We start from the raw sequence: 509 nt of genomic DNA, 5'->3' as shown, positions 1-509 counted from the left end.
ACATAAGAAGGACGAATCAATAATGGAAAGTCTAAAGTATCAGCCAAAGCAGAAGCTTCGTCTGCTGTTTCTGCAATTCCAAACTGTGGGAAAGGAATTTTTAAATCCGTTAAAAGTTCTGAGAAACGTCCTCTGTCTTCGGCTAAATCCAAAGCATCAAAACTAGTTCCCAAGATTTTTATACCGTATTTAGAAAGCTTTTCGGCCAATTTCAAGGCAGTTTGTCCACCTAATTGTACGATTACACCTTCTGGTTTCTCATGTTGAATAATATCGTAGATATGTTCCCAGAAAACCGGTTCGAAATACAATTTATCCGCTGTATCAAAATCAGTCGAAACCGTTTCTGGATTACAGTTGATCATGATGGTTTCGTATCCACATTCTTTGGCGGCAAGCACCCCGTGAACACAAGAATAATCAAATTCGATTCCTTGTCCAATTCTATTTGGGCCTGACCCAAGAACAATTATTTTCTTTTTATCCGTAACAATACTTTCGTTGTCTAC

General features: G+C 38.1%; 1 pseudogene. It reads right to left on the bottom strand.

What is annotated here, in order from left to right:
• Positions 1 to 509 (bottom strand): annotated as a pseudogene (locus AB674_RS21670) (carbamoyl-phosphate synthase large subunit); the annotation flags it as partial.

It is taken from the genome of Flavobacterium sp. ABG (genome assembly GCF_001027725.1).
Taxonomy (GTDB): Bacteria; Bacteroidota; Bacteroidia; order Flavobacteriales; family Flavobacteriaceae; genus Flavobacterium; species Flavobacterium cupriresistens.
This window is presented reverse-complemented; position numbering and strand designations above follow the sequence as displayed.